The 14405-nt window shown below is 71.3% G+C and carries 12 protein-coding genes and 1 pseudogene; 8 read left to right on the top strand and 5 right to left on the bottom strand.

Going from position 1 to position 14405, the window contains the following annotated elements; genetic code table 11:
- Window positions 1–113: 113 nt before the first annotated feature.
- Window positions 114–923, bottom strand: coding sequence for a DUF4190 domain-containing protein (locus FHX80_RS22565; RefSeq protein ID WP_145765857.1), 810 nt, complete (start codon window positions 921–923; stop codon window positions 114–116).
- A 124-nt stretch (window positions 924–1047) separates the two neighbouring features.
- Between FHX80_RS22565 and FHX80_RS22560 the strand changes: the two genes are divergently transcribed.
- From FHX80_RS22560 to FHX80_RS22550, 3 genes are all read left to right on the top strand, one after another.
- On the top strand, window positions 1048–2082 hold the full coding sequence (locus FHX80_RS22560) for an adenosine deaminase (protein WP_145765856.1): 1035 nt from the start codon (window positions 1048–1050) through the stop codon (window positions 2080–2082).
- A gap of 25 nt (window positions 2083–2107) precedes the next feature.
- The gene (locus FHX80_RS22555) at window positions 2108–2812 is read left to right on the top strand and encodes a glycerophosphodiester phosphodiesterase (protein ID WP_145765855.1); all 705 of its coding nucleotides are present in this window, start codon (window positions 2108–2110) and stop codon (window positions 2810–2812) included.
- 64 nt (window positions 2813–2876) lie between these two features.
- Window positions 2877–3683, top strand: coding sequence for an SAM-dependent methyltransferase (locus tag FHX80_RS22550; RefSeq protein WP_244318384.1), 807 nt, complete (start codon window positions 2877–2879; stop codon window positions 3681–3683).
- 200 nt (window positions 3684–3883) lie between these two features.
- Here FHX80_RS22550 and FHX80_RS22545 read toward each other — a convergent pair whose 3' ends face one another.
- Complete coding sequence (locus FHX80_RS22545; RefSeq protein ID WP_145767438.1) at window positions 3884–5047, bottom strand: polyamine ABC transporter substrate-binding protein; 1164 nt, start codon at window positions 5045–5047, stop codon at window positions 3884–3886.
- 184 nt (window positions 5048–5231) lie between these two features.
- Window positions 5232–6671 carry a gamma-aminobutyraldehyde dehydrogenase gene (locus tag FHX80_RS22540; RefSeq protein ID WP_145765853.1) on the bottom strand — a complete coding sequence of 480 codons (1440 nt, stop codon included), beginning with the start codon at window positions 6669–6671 and terminating at the stop codon, window positions 5232–5234.
- A 177-nt stretch (window positions 6672–6848) separates the two neighbouring features.
- On the opposite strand from FHX80_RS22540, the gene FHX80_RS22535 reads away from it, so the two are divergent.
- The 5 genes and pseudogenes from FHX80_RS22535 to FHX80_RS22515 all read left to right on the top strand — a co-directional run.
- A complete protein-coding gene (locus tag FHX80_RS22535) occupies window positions 6849–7340 on the top strand; it encodes an Lrp/AsnC family transcriptional regulator (RefSeq protein ID WP_208764702.1) in 492 nt (163 codons plus the stop codon).
- Window positions 7325–8704 carry an aspartate aminotransferase family protein gene (locus tag FHX80_RS22530; protein ID WP_145765851.1) on the top strand — a complete coding sequence of 460 codons (1380 nt, stop codon included), beginning with the start codon at window positions 7325–7327 and terminating at the stop codon, window positions 8702–8704. The genes FHX80_RS22535 and FHX80_RS22530 overlap by 16 nt, the downstream gene beginning before the upstream one ends.
- A 290-nt stretch (window positions 8705–8994) precedes the next feature.
- Entirely contained in the window at window positions 8995–9732 is a 738-nt protein-coding gene (locus tag FHX80_RS22525; RefSeq protein ID WP_145765850.1) for an ABC transporter ATP-binding protein, read from the top strand.
- A complete protein-coding gene (locus tag FHX80_RS22520; RefSeq protein WP_208764701.1) occupies window positions 9714–10898 on the top strand; it encodes a hypothetical protein in 1185 nt (394 codons plus the stop codon). The genes FHX80_RS22525 and FHX80_RS22520 overlap by 19 nt, the downstream gene beginning before the upstream one ends.
- 54 nt (window positions 10899–10952) lie before the next feature.
- A pseudogene (locus tag FHX80_RS22515) lies at window positions 10953–11531 on the top strand (LOG family protein); the annotation flags it as partial.
- 216 nt (window positions 11532–11747) lie between these two features.
- Here FHX80_RS22515 and FHX80_RS22510 read toward each other — a convergent pair.
- Both FHX80_RS22510 and FHX80_RS22505 read right to left on the bottom strand, forming a co-directional pair.
- Window positions 11748–12773, bottom strand: coding sequence for an ABC transporter ATP-binding protein (locus FHX80_RS22510; protein ID WP_145765848.1), 1026 nt, complete (start codon window positions 12771–12773; stop codon window positions 11748–11750).
- A gap of 2 nt (window positions 12774–12775) precedes the next feature.
- On the bottom strand, window positions 12776–14389 hold the full coding sequence (locus tag FHX80_RS22505; RefSeq protein ID WP_145767437.1) for an ABC transporter permease: 1614 nt from the start codon (window positions 14387–14389) through the stop codon (window positions 12776–12778).
- Window positions 14390–14405 lie beyond the last annotated feature (16 nt).

Here is a 14405-nt window from a genome sequence, read left to right as displayed (position 1 = left end):
AACGGCCCGTGGGGCGGCGGGAGGAATTCCCACCGCCCCACGGGCCGGGCGTGCGGAGCACCGGGCGGACCGCGGTCCGGGAAGCGGCCGGGCTGCGGTCCGCCGGACCGGCTCTACCGCGTCACAGCGACGACCGGGGAGTCGACGACCAGGGACGCCGACAACGGCTCGTAGCCGGAGTCGCTGCCCTCCTCGAAGTTGTCGCTGGAGACGGCCCAGATGATCATCCCCAGGAACGCGGCACTGACGACGATGCCGATCGAGCCGAGGATGATGCCGGCGAGGGCCATCCCGCCGTTGTCGGCCTCGCCCCGGCTGACCCGGCCCCGGCCTATGAGACCGAAGATCAGCGCGAGGGCGCCGAGGATGATGCCCAGGCCGTACATGCAGAAGCCGGCCACCGCGATGATGCCGAGCACCATGGCGGCGATCCCCAGGCCGTTCGCGGGCTGTGGCCCGCCCCAGGCGTTCTGGCCGTAGCCGGGGTATCCCGGGTAGCCGCCGTACTGCGGGGCCTGCGGGGCCGGGTAGCCGTACTGGCCGCCGGGCTGCTCCGGCGGCGCCGGGTAGCCGTACTGGCCGGCCTGCGGCGGGGCCGGCTGCCCCGGGCCGTTCGGGCCGGCCGGCGGCGGCGGTACGGTCCCCGGGCCGTACCAGCCGGGGCCGGGCGCCTGCTGTCCCGCGTCCGGCGGGGCGCCGAAGCCCGCCGTGGGTGCGGGGCCCGTCCCGGCGCTCGGCTGCCCGCCCGCGTCCGGCGCGGGGGGTGTTTCACCGGTGGGCACCGAGGTGACGGTCCGCTGGTCGTGCACGGCCGGCGGCTGGGTGTTCCCGGTGTTCTTCTCCAGCGGCACCCTGTTGTCCGGCGGAGCCCACGGGTCGCGCGGCGCGGCTCCGTCCGCGGGCTGCTCTGTGTTGTCTGACATGTGCCTCCCCCATCGTGATGCTCGTCATGCTACGGCCAGCCCCCGTCCTACGATGACTTCCGTCCCCTGCCCGGTTCCCACACGTATCCGGGCCCCGCACCACCCCACGCCCCCGGAGGATCCGATGACCGATCTGCACCCCTTCATCGCGGGGCTGCCCAAGGCCGAGCTGCATGTCCACCACGTCGGGTCGGCCTCGCCCCGCATCGTCGCCGAACTGGCCGCGCACCACCCCGACTCCAAGGTCCCCACCGCCCCCGAGGCGCTGGCCGACTACTTCTCCTTCACGGACTTCGGGCACTTCATCGATGTCTATCTGTCGGTCGTGGACCTGATCCGTACCCCGGAGGACGTCCGGCTGCTGACCTTCGAGGTCGCCCGCGACATGGCGCGGCAGAACATCCGTTACGCGGAACTGACCGTCACCCCCTTCTCCTCGACCCGCCGCGGCATTCCGGAGCAGGGCTTCATGGAGGCCATCGAGGACGCCCGCAAGGCGGCCGAGGCCGAACTCGGCGTGGTGCTGCGCTGGTGCTTCGACATCCCCGGCGAGGCCGGACTCGAAGCCGCCGAGGAGACCACCCGGCTCGCCGTGGACCTGCGGCCGGAGGGGCTCGTCTCGTTCGGCCTCGGCGGCCCGGAGATCGGCGTGGACCGGCCGCAGTTCAAGCCGTACTTCGACCGCGCGATCGCCGAGGGCCTGCACTCCGTACCGCATGCCGGCGAGACCACGGGACCGCAGACGGTCTGGGACGCGCTGACCGCGCTCCGCGCCGAGCGCATCGGCCACGGCACCAGCTCCGTCCGTGACCCGAGGCTGCTGGAGCACCTCGCCGAGCACCGCATCGCCCTGGAGGTCTGTCCCACGTCGAACATCGCGACGCGCGCGGTGGCGGACCTCGACCGGCACCCGGTCCGGGAGATGGTGAAGGCCGGTGTGCTGGTCACGATCAACAGCGACGACCCGCCCATGTTCGGCACCGACCTCAACAGCGAGTACGGGGTGGCGGCCCGCCTCCTCGACCTCGACGAGCGGGGGCTCGCCGCACTCGCGAAGAACGCCGTCGAGGCGTCCTTCCTCGATCCGGCCGGCAAGCGCACGCTGTCCGAGGAGATCGACACGTACACGACGAACTGGCTGGACCGCAGCGGCCGGTGACCCCCCGGTGGCGACAATGGGACCCATGGCCGCCCCTGTCACCGCCGTCGCCCATCGCGGCGATCCGTACCGTGTCCGCGAGAACACCCTCCCCTCGATCCGCTCCGCCCTCGAACGGGGGGCGGACGCGGTCGAGATCGACGTCCGGGTCACCCGCGACGGCGTGCCGGTCCTGCTGCACGACGCCACCCTGGAACGGCTGTGGGGCCATGACCTGCGGCTGGACCGGCTCACCCGGCAGGAGCTGACCGAGCTGACGGCGGGCGGCGTGCCGACCCTGAGCGAGGCGCTGCTCGCCGTCGGGGCGCACCGCGTCATGGTCGACCTGCCCGGCTCCACGGAGGACTCGGTGCGAAGGATCGTCGGGACGGTCCGGGAGTGCGGGGCCGGTGAGCGGGCCTACTACTGCGCGGGCCCGGAGACGATGCTGCGGGTGCGGGCCGCGGACCCGTCCGCCGAGATCGCGATGACCTGGACGACACTCGCACCGCCGCGGGCGGCGCTGCTGGACGCGGTGCGGCCGCGCTGGCTGAACTACCGGTTCGGTCTGGTGAGCAGGGAGCTGACGGACCGCAACCACCGGGACGGGCTGCTGGTCTCGGCCTGGACGGCGGACACCGGGCGCACGATGCGCAGGCTGATCCGGCAGGGCGTGGACTCCATCACCACCAACCGGATCGATGTGCTGCACACCGCGATCGCCAACTACTCCGGCACCGAATCCTCTTGATCACTCCGGCATCATGGACGCACCTCATCGTCCCGATGCCAGGCCCGGCACCAGAGGAGCAGACGTGTCCGTCCCCCGCAGCAACTCCCTTCCTGCCCGCGTCCGTTCCGATGTGGCCCACAACGCCCGGGTCTGGAACTACTGGCTCGGCGGAAAGGACCACTTCCCGGTGGACCGGGCCGTCGGCGACCAGGTCACCGGCATGTATCCCAGCATCGGCGAAGTGGCGCGGGCCGACCGGGCGTTCCTGGGCCGGGCGGTCCGGTATCTGGCCGGTGACGCGGGCATCGGCCAGTTCCTGGACATAGGCACCGGTCTGCCGACCGCGGAGAACACGCACGAGGTCGCCCAGCACACCGCGCCCGACGCCCGCGTCGTGTACGTCGACAACGACCCGATCGTCCTGGCGCACGCCCGCTCACTGCTCACCAGCTCGGCGGAGGGCGCGACCGAGTACATCGACGCGGACGCCCGTCACCCCGAGGAGATCCTGCGGGCCGCCCGGTCGACGCTCGACCTGGAGCGGCCGGTCGCGGTCATGCTCCTCGGCATCCTCAACTTCGTCCTCGACACGGACGAGGCGCTGCGCATCGTCCGGCAGCTGATGGACGCGGTGCCGTCCGGCAGCTATCTGGTCCTCACCCATCCCACGCTGGAGCTGGGCGGCGCGGGCAACGAGGCGGCGATGCGGTTCTGGAACGAGAACGCCACGCCCCCGATCACCGCCCGCAGCCGCTTCGAGTTCGCCGCGTTCCTGAGCGGTATGGACCTGGTCGAGCCGGGCATCGTCTCGTGCGCCCGCTGGCGCTCCGCGCCCGGCTCCGGCGCGGTCGAGGTCGCCCAGTTCGGCGCCGTGGCACGGAAGCGGTAGCGGACCGCGCGGCGGTGGCGGCCGCCCGGCGGTGACGGGACGACCGGGCCGCGCGATGCCGGTGCGGGGGGCGCCTGCCCCCCTGTGGGATCCGGGCGGCCACCGGGTCCGGGGCGGGTCCGGTGGCCGCCGGGGCCACGACGCCTGGATCGGGGCTCAAGCTCTCCCGCACACTGCGCTCGCGCCGCCCCTGGCAGGGCTCACAGGCCGACGATGGAGTTCCACTTCTTGGCGAACTCGGTGCGCTCCTCGGAGGTGATGTCGCGGGCGATGGCGAGCCGCTTGCGCATGGCGTCGTCGGGGAAGATCAGCGGGTCCTCGGCGAGTGCGGCGGTCTCCTCGTCCTTGGAGGAGGCCAGTACGTCGCGGGCGGCCGGGACCGGGCAGACGTAGTTGACCCAGGTCGCCAGTTCGGCGGCGACCTCCGGCTCGTAGTAGTAGTCGACGATCTTCTCCGCGTTGCGCTTGTGGTGGGCGAGGTTGGGGATCATGAGTGATTCCGCCCAGAGCTCGGCCCCCTCCTCGGGCACCATGAACTCGATGTCGGGGTTGTCCGCCTGGAGCTGGATGACATCGCCGGAGTAGGCCTGGCAGGCGAGCACATCGCCGGTGGAGAGGTCCTTGATGTAGTCGTTGCCGGTGAAGCGGCGTATGTGCTTCGTCTTCACCAGCTTCTCCACCTGGTCGCAGATGTCGTAGAAGTCGTCGCGCTTCCAGCGGGTGATGTCGACCCCGTTGCCCTGCATCAGCAGGGCGAAGGACTCGTCGAGCCCGGAGAGCAGCGTCATCTTGCCGCGCAGGTCGGGCGCCCACAGGTCGTCCAGATGCTTGATCTCGCGGCCGAGCTTCTTGCGGTTGTACGCGATGCCGGTGATCCCGGACTGCCAGGGCACGCTGTGGGTGCGGCCCTTGTCGAAGGCGGGCGAGCGCAGCTGTGGATCGAGGTACTTCGCCACATTGGGCTGCTTGGCCCGGTCCATCTCCTGGACCCAGCCGAGCCGGACGAACCGGGCGGCCATCCAGTCGCTGATGACGATGAGGTCGCGCCCGGTCTGCTGGTGGTTCATCAGCGCGGGGCTGATCTTCCCGAAGAACTCGTCGTTGTCGTTGATCTCCTCGGTGTACGTGACGGAGATCCCGGTGCGTTTGCTGAAGGCGTCCAGGGTGGGCCGCTTCGACTGGTTGTCGTCGTCGGTGTCGATGTAGAGCGGCCAGTTGGCGAAGTGCAGGGTGTGGTCGTCGGCGGAGGAGTCGCGTCCGGCACGGTCACCGGGCTGCACATAGGCGGCGGGCACTCCGCAGCCGGCCAGCGTGGCACCGGCCGCCCCCGCCCCGAGGGCGCGGAGCAGGGACCGGCGGGACATGGGGTTCTTCGGGATTGCTCGCACCTGCGCAGGATGCCGGTCGGGGGGTGTCGCGGGCAATGGACCAACCGTCCAGCCGTGGCCGCCCACCGCGCACACCCTGTCGATGCCGGACGGGTCCGGGAGCACGGATGCGGCCCCGGGCAGGAGCCCGGGGCCGCATCCGTACGGTTCGCCGCGGCGGTCAGCCGTCGAGCGAGGTCATGACGTGCTTGATCCGGGTGTAGTCCTCGAAGCCGTAGGCGGAGAGGTCCTTGCCGTAGCCGGACTTCTTGAACCCGCCGTGCGGCATCTCGGCGACGAGCGGGATGTGGGTGTTGATCCACACACAGCCGAAGTCGAGGTTCTTGGACATCCGCATGGCACGGGAGTGGTCCTTGGTCCACACCGAGGAGGCCAGGGCGTAGTCGACGCCGTTCGCCCACTCCAGCGCCTGCGCCTCGTCCCTGAACGACTGGACGGTGATGACCGGGCCGAAGACCTCGTTCTGGATGATCTCGTCGTCCTGCTTGAGGCCGGAGACGACGGTCGGGGCGTAGAAGTAGCCCTTCTCGCCGACCCGGTGGCCGCCCGCCTCGACCTTGGCATGGGCGGGGAGCCGCTCGATGAAGCCGCTGACCTGGGCGAGCTGGTTGGCGTTGTTGAGCGGGCCGTAGAGCACGTCCTCGTCGTCCGGCTGCCCGGTCTTGGTGTCGGCGGCGGCCTTGGCCAGCGCCGTGACGAACTCGTCGTGGATCGACTCGTGGACCAGGACACGGGTCGCGGCGGTGCAGTCCTGCCCGGCGTTGAAGTAGCCGGCGACCGAGATGTCGTCGACGGCCTTGGCGATGTCGGTGTCCTCGAACACGACGACCGGGGCCTTGCCGCCGAGCTCCAGGTGGACCCGCTTGACGTCCTTCGCGGCGGACTCGGCGACCTGCATGCCGGCCCGTACCGAACCGGTGATGGAGGCCATCGCCGGAGTCGGGTGCTCCACCATCGCGCGGCCGGTGTCGCGGTCGCCGCAGATGACGTTGAAGACGCCCTTGGGCAGGATCTGCCCGATGATCTCGGCGATCAGCACGGTGGACGCCGGGGTGGTGTCCGACGGCTTGATGACGACGGTGTTGCCCGCGGCGAGCGCCGGGGCGAACTTCCAGACGGCCATCATCATCGGGTAGTTCCACGGCGCGACCTGCGCGCAGACGCCGACCGGCTCGCGGCGGACGATGGAGGTGAGGCCCTCCATGTACTCGCCGGCCGAGCGGCCCTCCAGCAGCCGGGCCGCACCCGCGAAGAAGCGGATCTGGTCGACCATCGGCGGGAGTTCCTCGGTGCGGGTGAGCCCGACCGGCTTGCCGGTGTTCTCGGACTCGGCCGCGATGAGGTCCTCGGCGCGCTCCTCGAAGGCGTCCGCGATCTTCAGCAGGGCGCGCTGGCGCTCGGCGGGGGTGGCGTCGCGCCAGGCGGGAAAGGCCGCGGCGGCGGCGTCCATGGCGGCATCGACATCGGCGCCGCCGGAGAGCGGTGAGGTCGCGTAGACCTCTTCCGTCACCGGGTTGACCACGTCGATGGTCCGCCCGTCGGCGGCGTCGCGGAACTCTCCGTTGATGTAGTTGCGCAGACGGCGCACCTCGGTGGTCACAGCGGGCACTCCTGCTCTGAAGTCCAATGGGTGAGATGTCAGCGTAGTCGCTTGGGTAACGCTTTCGACATACCCAACCGCCGTGAACTTCGGATTCAGTCAGATACAGGCTCCTCAACAACGAATTTCATCGATTGAGGGTTGCAAGACAGACGAGTCTCGGTGCACAGTGGCTTCGTGGCCAGCCGCAGCGCAGACTCCAGGACCGGGAACGGATCGTCCCCAGCGGTCGATGCCGTGTCCCTCGCAATCATCGAGCAGCTCCAGGAGGACGGGCGTCGTCCGTACGCCGCGATCGGCAAGGCCGTCGGCCTCTCCGAGGCGGCCGTGCGGCAGCGTGTCCAGAAGCTGCTCGACCAGGGCGTGATGCAGATCGTCGCCGTCACCGACCCGCTCACCGTGGGATTCAGACGGCAGGCGATGGTCGGGATCAATGCCACGGGCGACCTCGATCCCGTCGCGGAGGCCCTGTCGGCCATGGACGAGTGCGAGTACGTGGTGATGACCGCGGGCTCCTTCGACCTGATGGTGGAGATCGTCTGCGAGGACGACGACCACCTGCTGGAGACGATCAACAAACGCATCCGGGCCATTCCCGGAGTGCGCTCCACCGAGAGTTTCGTCTACCTCAAGCTCAAGAAGCAGACCTATATGTGGGGAACCCGATAGCCGTGAGCAAGGACCTCAGCCGGACCGCGTACGACCACCTGTGGATGCACTTCACCCGCATGTCGGACTACGAGAACGCGCCCGTTCCCACCATCGTGCGTGGCGAGGGCACCTACATCTTCGACGACCAGGGCAAGCGCTACCTCGACGGCCTGTCCGGCCTGTTCGTGGTCAACGCCGGCCACGGCCGCCACGAGCTCGCCGAGGCCGCGTACAAGCAGGCGCAGGAACTGGCCTTCTTCCCGGTGTGGTCCTACGCCCACCCGAAGGCCGTGGAACTGGCCGAGCGCCTCGCGGACTACGCCCCGGGCGACCTCAACAAGGTCTTCTTCACCACCGGTGGCGGCGAGGCCGTCGAGACCGCGTGGAAGCTGGCGAAGCAGTACTTCAAGCTCAAGGGCAAGCCGACCAAGTACAAGGTCATCTCCCGTGCGGTCGCCTACCACGGCACCCCGCAGGGCGCCCTGTCCATCACCGGTCTGCCGGCCCTCAAGGCCCCCTTCGAGCCGCTGGTCCCCGGCGCGCACAAGGTACCGAACACCAACATCTACCGCGCCCCGCTCTTCGGCGACGACCCGGAGGCCTTCGGCCGCTGGGCCGCCGACCAGATCGAGCAGGAGATCCTCTTCGAGGGCGAGGACACCGTCGCCGCCGTCTTCCTGGAGCCCGTACAGAACGCGGGCGGCTGTTTCCCGCCGCCGCCCGGCTACTTCCAGCGCGTCCGCGAGATCTGCGACAAGTACGACGTGCTGCTCGTCTCCGACGAGGTCATCTGCGCCTTCGGCCGGCTCGGCACGATGTTCGCCTGTGACAAGTTCGGCTACGTGCCGGACATGATCACCTGCGCCAAGGGCATGACCTCGGGCTACTCGCCGATCGGTGCCTGCATCATCTCGGACAAGCTCGCCGAGCCGTTCTACGAGGGCGACAACACCTTCCTGCACGGCTACACCTTCGGCGGCCACCCGGTCTCCGCCGCGGTCGGCCTCGCCAACCTCGACATCTTCGAGAAGGAAGGCCTCAACCAGCACGTCCTCGACAACGAGAACGCGTTCCTCACCACGCTGCAGAAGCTGCACGACCTGCCGATAGTCGGCGACGTCCGCGGCAACGGCTTCTTCTACGGCATCGAGCTGGTGAAGGACAAGGTCACCAAGGAGACGTTCACCGACGAGGAGACCGAGCGCGTCCTGTACGGCTTCCTCTCCAAGGCGCTGTACGAGAACGGCCTGTACTGCCGGGCCGACGACCGCGGCGACCCGGTCGTCCAGCTCGCCCCGCCGCTGATCTCCACCCAGTCCACGTTCGACGAGATCGAGGGCATCCTCCGGTCCGTCCTGACGGAGGCCTGGACGAAGCTCTGACCCGGGAGCCCGGCCGACCGCTCCACCGGCTCTCCGACCGACGGCCCGGTCGACGGCCCGGCAGAGCTCGGCTTGACCGCTGCTTGACCGTCCCCCGACGGTCGAGCAGCGGTCATTTCATACGGTCCACACGGCCCGGATGCACCCGATCGAGTGGGAACAAACGCATCCGGGCCGCGTGCTGTGCCCACACCGCGGTTCGAATCCCTACGGTGCCGAGTGACCGATCGGCCCCCTCTTCGTTCCCCCGTACGGGGACGGGATATCTGATCTGAACCGAGGTGTACGCCATGGTGGCCCCGCCGGACAACGACGTGATCTGGGCGCGTTCCCTGCACCACTCCCACAACGGCTCGCCCGCGCTCGGCGGGGTGTCCCTGGGAATCCGCGACGGCGAGATCCTCGCCGTGACCGGCCCGCGCGGCAGCGGCAAGACGACCCTGCTGCACTGCCTGTCCGGTCAACTCGTGCCCACCCAGGGGGAGGTGTGGTTCAACAGCGTCCCCGTCCACACCATGGGGCCCCGACTGCGCGAACGGCTGCGCCGCGACAGGTTCGGCTGGATCGCTCCCGAGCCCCAACTCGTCCTGGAGCTGAACACCTGGGAGAACACCGCTCTTCCGCTGCTGCTGCGCGGCACCTCGCACCGGGAGGCCAAGAAGGCCGCCATGGAGTGGCTGGAGCGCCTCGACATCGGCATGTGCGCCAGGAAGCGGCCGCACGCCCTCCAGCAGAGCCAGCGGCAGCGGATCTCGGTGGCCCGCGCGCTGGCCGCCGCCCCCACGGTGATCTTCGCCGACGAACCGACCGCGACCCTGCACCGCACCGACCGCGCGCATGTGCTGCGCACCCTGACGAGTGCGGCCCGCTCGCACGGCATCACGGTGGTCCTCGCCACGCACGACCCCGAGATCGCGGCGCTCGCCGACCGTGAGGTGCCGCTGCTGGACGGGCGCCGGGTCGCCACGGTCGCCCTGCCCGCCGTATCCGACACGGAAGGCCGCGCGGCGTGCTCGCTCTCCGTCTAGCCCGCGGTTCCCATCCGCTGGTCCTGATGCGTCGGCTGCTGGTCGCGGCCGCCTCCGCCGGGGTCGGCTTCCTCCTGCTGTGCACCCTGGGTTACGCCTCCGGGCACCCGGCGCACTCCACCGGCTCCGTGCTGCGGCTGCTGTGGTGCCTCGTCCCGCTGGCCGCCACCGTGCAGTTCGCGGTCGCGGTGGCCCGTACGGACCCGAGCACCCGCCCGCGCGCCGGGCTGTCCGCCGTCGGCCTCGGGCCGGTCCGGCTCAGTCTGCTCGCCGCGGTCTCCACCGCCGTCTCGTGCACCCTCGGCTCCATGGTGGCGCTGCTCTTCTTCCTCCATCTGCGCGGTGATCTGTCGGGGCTGCCGTTCGACGGCGCGGCGGCCGGGCTGCTGGGCGCGAACGCGCCGCTGCCGCTCGCCGCCGCCCTGGTCCTGCTGACCCTGCTGCCCGCGGCGGCCTCGACCACGAGCGCGCTGGCGCTGCGCACCAGGCCGGTACGCGCGGCGGGCGTGCAGGACGGTTCGCAGGACCTGGTGCCCGAGGAGCAGGTCCCGGTTCCGGACGCGCCACCGACCGGGCTGCCGTGGGGGGTGGCCCTGACGGCCGCCGGCCTCGCGGTCGAGGCGTACGCGAGCCGCGGTTCGACGGACAGCCCGTTCCCGCTCCCCGGAAAGCTCGAGTCCACTCCGGCCTGGGTGCTGGTGGGGTGGACGCTGACGGCGATCGGCCTGGCCACGGCCGGCCCCGGGCTGACCCACCTCGCCGGACGGCTGCTCCAGGCGGTGCGCCCCGGAGCCGTACGCCTGCTGGCGGGCAGGATGCTGATGGACGAGGCGGGCCGGATCGGCAGGCCGCTGGGCGTCGTCTGCGCGGTGCTCTCGGCGGTGATCGCCGCCTTCGCGCTGTACGGGACGGGCCCCCGGCCCTTCGGACCGCTCACCGCACTCGGCGCCGTGCTGGTCATCGGCTGCACGACGGCGACGCTGCTGACGTCGGCACTGGAGGCGAAGCAGGCCCGCACGGAAACGGCACGGACCCTGCTGCGGCTCGGCACCCCGGCCTCGGCGCTGCGGGCCGCGACGGCGTTGCGCGCGGCCACGCTGCTCCTCGTCCTCGCCCCGCTGACCTGGGCGATCGCCGAACTGGCCGCTCTTCCGCTGACCCCCTGAGCGGCCGACCGGACGCCACCGGGCGGTCCGCCCGCCGGTCCGTAGCATGAGTGCGTGGAGAACCCGGACGAGAGCATTCCCGCACCCGGTGGCGAGATCGAGGCGCTCGCCGAGTTCGACGAGGCGGTCGCCGCCGGCTCGCTGGCCGGGCGACGCGTCCAGTCCGTCGATCTGACGGACCGCGGTGCCGCCCTGCTGGCCGCCGACGCATCGGGCGCCGTCTTCCTCGGCTGCCCGATGGAGCCCGACGCGGCGGCGAAGGTACGCGCCGACGGGGCGTTCGTCTTCCCGCCGGTGCCGGGTCTCCCCTTCGACGCGTACCGCGGGCTGCTCTACTCCCCCGACGCGCTCAACGACGGGCTGGCGAAGGGCGGGTACGAGGTGACGCCCGACGCCCGCGCCTACCGCTGGTTCCAGGAGACGCGGTCGAACGGTGACGCGTTCGCGTCGATGCTCCGCGCACTCCATAACGACGCGGTGTCCGACGCGCTGGACGAACTCCTCGCCGAGGCACGGGTGGTCGGCGTGATGGGCGGCCACACGACAGCCCGCGGCAGCGCCTCGTACACGGCCGCCGCCCGCCTCGGCCGGACCCTGGCCCGCAGCGGGCTGACGGTGGCCACCGGCGGCGGGCACTCGCCGCGGACCGGCCGATGGAGTCCCGCATCGCGCTCGTGGACACGGTGGAGGAAGCCCCCGGGGCGCTCGCCCGGCTGTCGGCGAAGTAGCCGGTCCGGGCCGTCGGTTTCCCCACGGTCGGGCGCCGCCCTGCTCAGCTCCGAAACCGACGGCGCCATGTCCGGGATACGACCGGCGGGGCCCGGTGCGGTCGGGTCACCCCCTGCCCGGTCACAGCACGGCGGGCAGTACCACGCTCTCCGACGCGTCGAAGGTGACACCGACCCGCGCGCCCTCGTCCGGCGCGCTGCGCAGTGGGCATTCGGCGTCCAGGGCCGGGCCGTGCTCGGGGTTCAGTGTCACGGCGACGTGGTTGCCGCGGAAGGTGCGGGCGCCGACGGTGCAGCGCAGGCCCTCCTCCGGGGCGCCGATCAGGACACCGGCCGGACGCACCAGCAGATCGCAGGCCCCCTGCGGTGATCCGGCGGGCACCGGCACCTTACCCCAGTCCGTGTCGGCCGCCTCGCCGGTGACCGTCGCCTCCACCACGTTGTCGAAGCCGAGGAAGCGGGCGACGAAGGCCGAGGCGGGACGCTGCCACACCTCCAGCGGGGAGCCCACCTGGGCGATGCGTCCGTCGCGCATCACGACGACCCGGTCGGCCAGCGCGAAGGCCTCGCCCTGGTCATGGGTGACCGCGAGCACGGTCGTGCCCAACCGGCCGAACAGTGTGCGGAGTTCGATGACGAGACGTTCGCGCAGGCTGCGGTCCAGCTGGCCGAGCGGCTCGTCCAGCATCAGCAGCTTGGGCCGGGGGGCGAGCGCCCGCGCGAGGGCGACGCGCTGCTGCTCGCCGCCCGAGAGCGCGGCGACGGCCCGCCGCTCGGCGCCGGGCAGCCCCACCAGATCGAGGAGTTCGGCGACCTTGCGGCCCTGCTCGCTCCGGCTCACGCCGTGCATCCGCAGCCCGAAGGCGACGTTCGCACCGACGTCCCGGTGCGGGAAGAGCTGGTGGTCCTGGAACATCAGGCCGAGCCCGCGCCGGTGCACCGGCACCCCGGCCTGATCCGCTCCGTCGAGCAGTACCCGCCCGCCGTCCGGATGCCGGAGGCCGGCGACCACCCGCAGCAGTGTCGACTTCCCGCTGCCGCTCGGCCCCAGCACACAGACGATCTCGTGCTCGGCGACCTCCAGATCCACCCCGTCCAGCGCCGCCCGGTCGCCGAAGCTCACGGTGGCCGATTCGAGTGTCAGCATCCCTAGAACTCCCCGGATCGATCGGTGCGGATACGTTCGAGCAGCAGCAGCGACACCGCGCACACGAGCATCAGAATGGTGCTGAGGGCCATCGCCTGGCCGTAGTTGAGATCCCCGGACCGCCCCAGCAGCCGTGCCACGGCGACCGGGAGCGTCGGGTTGTCGGGCCGTGCGATGAACACCGTGGCGCCGAACTCGCCGAGCGACACGGCGAACGCGAAGCCCGCCGCGACCAGCAGCGCCCGGCGCACCAGCGGCAGGTCCACCTCGCGCCAGGCCCGCAGCGGCGAGGCTCCGAGCACCGCGGCCGCCTCGCGCAGCCGTCCGTCCACCGCGCGCAGGACCGGCAGCATGATCCGTACCACGAACGGCACCCCGACCAGCGCCTGGGCGAGCGGCACCAGGATCCAGGAGGTCCGCAGATCCAGCGGCGGCTTGTCCAAGGTGATCAGGAAACCGAAGCCGACGGTCACGGCGGAGACCCCGAGGGGCAGCATCAAAAGGGCGTCGAATCCCCTGACCAGTCGGCCGGCCCGCCTGGTCAGAGCCGCCGCGGCCAGGCCCCCGACGACCAGCGCGATGGCGGTCGCGACCAGGGCGTAGCGCAGCGAGTTCCAGACCGCTTCGAGGGGCGCGACCAGGAACGTACCGCTGTTCGCCTCCGCCGATCCCAGTGCCCGGTAGTAGTCGAGGCCGTGGCCGCCGGGCAGGTCGAGCGAGCGCTCCACCAGTACGGCGAGCGGCAGCAGGATCAGTACCAGCACGGTCAGCAGGACGCCGCCGAGCAGCGCCCACTGGCCCGCGCCGCGCGGCCTGCGGGCGGTCTGAGCCGGGTCGACCAGCTTCAGCGCGGTCTCCCTGCGCCGTACGGTCCACGCGTGCACGGCGAGGATCGAGCCGACCGCGGCGAACTGCACGAGCGTCAGCACGGCGGCCGTGGGCAGGGCGAGCAACTGCGCGGTCTGGCGGTAGATCTCCACCTCCAGCGTGGAGAACCCGGGACCGCCGAGGATCTGGACGACGCCGAAGGAGGTGAAGGTGAAGAGGAAGACCATCAGCGCCGCGGCGGCCACGGCGGGGGCGAGCGCCGGAAGGGTGACCCGCCGCCAGGCGGCGAACCGCCCGGCGCCGAGGACGCGCGCGGCCTCCTCCTGCCGCGGGTCGAGCTGCGACCACAGTCCGCCGACGGTGCGCACGACGACCGCGTAGTTGAAGAACACATGGGCCAGCAGGATCGACCACACCGTGGTGTCGAGCCGGACGCCCCACAGCTCGTCGAGGAAGCCGCCGCGCCCCAGCAACGCGAGGAACGCGGTGCCCACGACGACGGTCGGCAGGACGAACGGCACGGTGACGATCGCCCGCAGCAGTTGCTTGCCCGGGAAGTCGAACCGGGCGAACACATAGGCGCCCGGCAGTGCGATCAGCAGGGTCAGCGCGGTCGAGGCGAGCGCCTGCCAGAAGGTGAACCAGAGGACGTCCAGGATGTCCGGCCGGGTCAGCACCTCGCCGAACCGGCCGAACTGCCAGACGCCGTCGGCCTTGAGCCCGCGTCCGACGATCGCGACGACGGGGTAGGCGAAGAACACCGCGAAGAAGGCGACGGGCACGGCCATCAGGCCGAGCCGCACC

Origin of the sequence: Streptomyces brevispora (assembly GCF_007829885.1) — a bacterium.
In the GTDB taxonomy this organism is placed as follows: domain Bacteria; phylum Actinomycetota; class Actinomycetes; order Streptomycetales; family Streptomycetaceae; genus Streptomyces; species Streptomyces brevispora.
The sequence above is the reverse complement of the archived record's forward strand: the minus strand, read 5'-3'. Positions and strand labels throughout refer to the sequence as shown.

Coding starts and splice junctions, on each gene's coding strand:
- FHX80_RS22565 (WP_145765857.1), bottom strand. CDS start 923: ATGTCAGACAACACAGAGCAGCCCGCGGACGGAGCCGCGCCGCGCGAC.
- FHX80_RS22560 (WP_145765856.1), top strand. CDS start 1,048: ATGACCGATCTGCACCCCTTCATCGCGGGGCTGCCCAAGGCCGAGCTG.
- FHX80_RS22555 (WP_145765855.1), top strand. CDS start 2,108: ATGGCCGCCCCTGTCACCGCCGTCGCCCATCGCGGCGATCCGTACCGT.
- FHX80_RS22545 (WP_145767438.1), bottom strand. CDS start 5,047: ATGTCCCGCCGGTCCCTGCTCCGCGCCCTCGGGGCGGGGGCGGCCGGT.
- FHX80_RS22525 (WP_145765850.1), top strand. CDS start 8,995: ATGGTGGCCCCGCCGGACAACGACGTGATCTGGGCGCGTTCCCTGCAC.
- FHX80_RS22510 (WP_145765848.1), bottom strand. CDS start 12,773: ATGCTGACACTCGAATCGGCCACCGTGAGCTTCGGCGACCGGGCGGCG.
- FHX80_RS22505 (WP_145767437.1), bottom strand. CDS start 14,389: ATGGCCGTGCCCGTCGCCTTCTTCGCGGTGTTCTTCGCCTACCCCGTC.